Consider the following 4,242-nt stretch of genomic DNA (forward strand, 5'->3'; position numbering starts at 1 on the left):
GCAGCCTCGGAGACGGATTTTGACGGCCAGCCGATCGCGCCCGCGTCGGTCGCTCTCGACGAAACCGCGCGGCGACTGGCGCCGCCAGGCACGTGGTGGCACGCCCTAAATAGTATACGATATGAATACTTTCACAATCTCATAGCTGTGCCACGAGCCGCCGCGCACCGCCCGCTCATCCCGCCCCTGGGTGTCGCTATCATCCGGGTCGGCGTATTTGTTCAGGCACCACTCCCAGCAGTTCCCCGCGCAGTCCATGAGCCCATAGGGCGAGCCATTGCGCGGGTACAGGCCGACCGCGGTGGTCTCGCGCAGGGACAGGGGGCCGGTACGGTCGTAGGTCTCGTCGACGTTGGCATCGCCGCTGCGGTAATCGGCGCCCCAGGGGAAGTCGCGGCCGTCGGGGTCGCGCGCGGCCTTCTCCCACTCGTACTCGGTGGGCAGGCGGATGACCTCCACGGGGCCGATCAACCCCGCGGTTCGCAGGCGCACCGTCAGCCAGCGGCAGTAGGCCAGGGCCTCGACCCAGGCGAGTTCGACCCGCGGGCGGTTGGGTTGGTCCCATTGGGGTTTGGCGGGCTCGGGATGCTCGACACCTTCTTGCTACCAGCGGTCATCCTCATACGCCTCCTTCACCTGGGTAAAGGCCAGGTACTGGGCATTGGTGACCGGATAGCGGGCGATTCGATAGGCCCCGGTCTCGCGAGTCGCGCCGTCCTGCCAGTGGAACGACCCGGCGGGAACGGCCTGCCAGACGATGTCGGGCAGGCCGTCCGGCCGCAGTCCGACGCCCGCGCGGTCGTCCCCCAGGGCGGCGAGCAGGTCGCCCAGGCGGGTCCGGCGGCTGTGCCAGCGCGGCGCCTGTGCGGGGTCGGCGAGTTGGGCAAGCACTTGATCGAGGCCGGCGCGCAGCCAGGCCGGGGCCAGCGGATCGATCGTGCGCAACCGCTCGATGAGGGCGCTCAGGGTCGCGGCCTCGCGGCCCTCGCCGGTGAGGGTGTGCAGGAGCGCGGTGCGGGGGTCCAGGTCCGGGCCGGCTGTAGCGCGCCATTTGGTTTGCGACGCAACGACACATGATTTGCGACACTTTTGCACCCCCATTATTTTGTCGCAAATCATGTGTAAGTTACCCGCTAACCGGCCGATCGATCGCCAACAACACCGGGGCCACCCGAGCGACAGCCCGCTGCCACAGTCCGGGGGTCGATAGCCGGGTGCTGTCGGTCGGCTGGAGCGATTCACCAGGGCGGCGCTCGCGCTTGACGGCCCCCAGCAGAGACAGGTGGTGCCAGGGGCCATGGGCGGCTAGGAGGCCGTGCAGGACGTAGTCGTCGTGGGTCGGCCAACGCGGGAGTTCGTCCAGATATTGCTCGACTAGCGCGCGACGCATGACGGTCAGGTGGGTGACGATGCCGGCGTCGCACAGTTGGCGCCGCGGGTCCCACGGTCCGGTGCGCCGCTCGGTGATGGTGCCGTCCGTGAACAGGCAGCGGCGGTCGGTGTAGGCGCCGACGCACGCGGGATGCCTGTCCAAGTACGCGATGCACTGCGCCATGACGCCGGGCAGGAGGGTGTCGTCGTCGTCGAGGCAGGCGACGTACGGGGCGGTTCCCAGGCGGAACGCCCGCGCCCGGCCGGCGCCGATGTTGCCGGGCGACCCGCCCTCGATCAGGTGCACGTGGGTCGGCTCGCCCACCAGGGAGTCGAGCGCTTGCCGCAGCCACAGCGCATGGCCGCGGGCCGCCAGAATATGGGTGTCGCAGGGGTGTTGGGGCATCGTCAGTACCAATACAACACGGTGATCAGCACCAGCGGGGCCAGTTGTTGCGCGCCAGCGGCCAGATGCACGGTCGGCGTTGCAGTCAGGATACCGGGGACCGTATTAGCTCGATATTGGCCGAAGGTCGGGCCGTTCGGTACGGCCACGCTGCATACAGAGAGCGTCTCCCCGTTGGCAATCCATGCCGGGACCATGTAATCAACCTGGCTGTCCCAGGTGACATCCCAACTGACCGCCGCCCCGCACAACGCCCCGGTGACTTTGCCAACCCAAAAAATCTGCCCAGTAGGCTCATGCCAGTCGCCGAAAGAGCAACCGCCGTAGGCAATCGGGGCGGTGTAATCCCCGGTCGCATAATCAAACCACCGGGCCGGCCCGACCTCCGGCGCGCAGTCGGCGGTCACCGCGCCCCCCACCGGCTGCAGCCGCAGCGTCAGCCCCAGGTTCGGGGCGCGCTGGACGATCCGCCGTTTCACACCTGTACCTCAAGATCCATGGTGGCGTAGCCGGTCGCCACGACACGCAGGGTATGCAAGCCGCGCGTGGTGCGGAACTGGACCTGCCCCAGGCGATCGGTGAAGGCGGTCTGTTGGCCGTCCAGCGTGACCGCGGCCCCAGCCAGCGCCCGGCCGGCGGCGTCGGTGATGGTGAAGGTGGCGGCGCCATCGCGGTAGCTGATGCGTAACGGGTCAGCCACATCGGCCTCGGCTCGCGCATGGGTGCCGATGGTGATCAGGCGCGGCAGCGGACCGGCCGGCAGCAGGGCGGTCAGGGTGCGCTCGCCCTCGGTCCAGCGGGTCGCGGTGATGGTGGCCAGGCCCGCGGGCAGCCAGGGGTGCGCGAGCAGTAGGCGGTCGCCGGGAGACCAGCGCGGCCCCGGTCCGAGCGTGACTTCGACCTGCCATTGCGGGCGGGCAGCATCCTGCAGGGCGGCCGTCGCCAGCGCGAGGGCATCACGGGCGGAGCGTAGCCAGGGGGCGGCGATCTCGGTCTCGATGCGGCCATAGCGGCGCACCGCCTCCGGGGCCTCCAGGATGACGGTGCCACGGGGAGCGGACGCGGCCCAGTCCCAGCCCCAGGGCACCCGCACGCGGGTCGCCAGGGAGCCGGTATCGGCGCTGGCGGTGACCCGATCGGCCAACGCCGGGGTGATCGTCGCCACGGTGGTCCCGCCCGTGGGCCACCAGGCGCGCAGCGGGGCGGCCGACCAACGGGCACCGGCGCCGCCAATGAGCGTGGTGATCGCCTCCCGCAAGGTCACCGGCGTGTCGAACACCCCGCCCAGGCGCACTCCAGGGGTAGCGCGGGCGAGGTCGGCCCAGGTGCCTGCGCTGACGGTATGGCCGCACTGGGTCAGTACATCGGCCGCGAGGTCGGCGGGCGACTCCAGCAGGGCGCCAGTGCGCGCATCGCGACGCCCCAGCACATCGACCGCCAGCGCGCCTTGCGGGGCGCGGGTCAGCCGCAGCAGGGCGACCGGGGCGCCCGTCATGTCCAGGGTTTGTACAAGCTCCCAGCCGCTGACGGTCGCGCCATCCACACGCACGGCGGTGACATCGACAATCGGGTGATCGGCCACCAGCCATTGCAGCCCAGCGGTATCCCAGGGCAGCGGGGACAGCGTGACCCGCCCATAGACCCAGGGCAGCGGCCCGGCCGCGGGGTAGTCGGGCACGTCGGTGCCGTCGCGCAGGGGCAGCGGATCGGCAAACAGCCGCGGGGCTTGGCGTACCGTGACCGCCGAGGCCACCACGCGCGGTTGCGTCGCGCGCGCCCGCAGGGAGCCCAGCGGAGAGGGGCGCACCGCCCACCCGGTGACCGGCTGCCAGACCAAGCCCCCCGGCGCGGTCAGCGGCGAAGCCAGCCGCGCGACGCCCCCCGGCACGGTTTCGCCGCGTGCAGTGATCCGTCCCAGGGGAGAGGGCAGCAACGCGCGAGCGACACTCTGTACCGCCGCCAGGGCGGCAGCCAGGCCCAGCGGGGAGCGCAGCGTCCCCCAGCCCACGGCGCCGATCCGCGCGACTCCGCTTCGAGGGCGCGGTACCGCGCGCAGCCGCGCACGGGCGTCAACATTGGGAGCCACCAGTCCACCGAGGACGCCCACCGGCGAAGGCGCACCGCCCCAGCCCGAGACATCCATGCCGCACCACCCCGTTGCGGGGCTCACCGGCCCCGCCAGTCGGCCGCGCGCCTCAATCAGCAGTCCAGGAATCCCGATCTCGACGCGATGGATGTTCCCGGCCACCTGCGCCTGCAACGTCACGGTTTGCCGCACGGTGGTCGTGGTCGCCGGCTCGGTCAGCTCAAACAGGTTGATGTTGCGGCTCATGGGGCCAACTGTGTGACGCCACACAGCATTCGGAGAAATTCTATGCAGCATATTTTGATGTTGTGAGCCCATTCATGAATGGCGACATACTGCTGAAGATAGACCTTGTTGACACCACGAAATGGGCGGAGAA

General features: G+C 70.1%; 4 protein-coding genes and 1 pseudogene. All 5 read right to left on the reverse strand.

Annotation, left to right across the window (positions count from 1 at the left end; genetic code table 11):
- Nucleotides 1–105: 105 nt before the first annotated feature.
- Nucleotides 106–576, reverse strand: a pseudogene (locus QZY03_RS17495) (formylglycine-generating enzyme family protein); the annotation flags it as partial.
- 27 nt (nucleotides 577–603) lie between these two features.
- A complete protein-coding gene (locus tag QZY03_RS17500) occupies nucleotides 604–1,101 on the reverse strand; it encodes a hypothetical protein (RefSeq protein WP_295583302.1) in 498 nt (165 codons plus the stop codon).
- A 25-nt stretch (nucleotides 1,102–1,126) separates the two neighbouring features.
- Nucleotides 1,127–1,777: a glycosyltransferase gene (locus QZY03_RS17505; protein ID WP_295583304.1), complete on the reverse strand. Its 651-nt coding sequence runs from the start codon at nucleotides 1,775–1,777 to the stop codon at nucleotides 1,127–1,129.
- Between the two features lie 2 nt (nucleotides 1,778–1,779).
- Nucleotides 1,780–2,256, reverse strand: a complete 477-nt coding sequence (locus QZY03_RS17510; RefSeq protein ID WP_295583305.1) for a hypothetical protein — start codon at nucleotides 2,254–2,256, stop codon at nucleotides 1,780–1,782.
- Nucleotides 2,253–4,109 carry a hypothetical protein gene (locus tag QZY03_RS17515; RefSeq protein WP_295583308.1) on the reverse strand — a complete coding sequence of 619 codons (1,857 nt, stop codon included), beginning with the start codon at nucleotides 4,107–4,109 and terminating at the stop codon, nucleotides 2,253–2,255. The genes QZY03_RS17510 and QZY03_RS17515 overlap by 4 nt, the downstream gene beginning before the upstream one ends.
- Nucleotides 4,110–4,242 lie beyond the last annotated feature (133 nt).

The sequence above is a fragment of the uncultured Lamprocystis sp. genome, assembly GCF_903933125.1.
GTDB lineage: Bacteria > Pseudomonadota > Gammaproteobacteria > Chromatiales > Chromatiaceae > Thiodictyon.

What these genes read in the sequence shown, in the direction of transcription:
- QZY03_RS17515 (WP_295583308.1), bottom strand. Translation starts at nt 4,109, where the DNA reads ATGAGCCGCAACATCAACCTGTTTGAGCTGACCGAGCCGGCGACCACG.
- QZY03_RS17505 (WP_295583304.1), bottom strand. Translation starts at nt 1,777, where the DNA reads ATGCCCCAACACCCCTGCGACACCCATATTCTGGCGGCCCGCGGCCAT.
- QZY03_RS17500 (WP_295583302.1), bottom strand. Translation starts at nt 1,101, where the DNA reads ATGGGGGTGCAAAAGTGTCGCAAATCATGTGTCGTTGCGTCGCAAACC.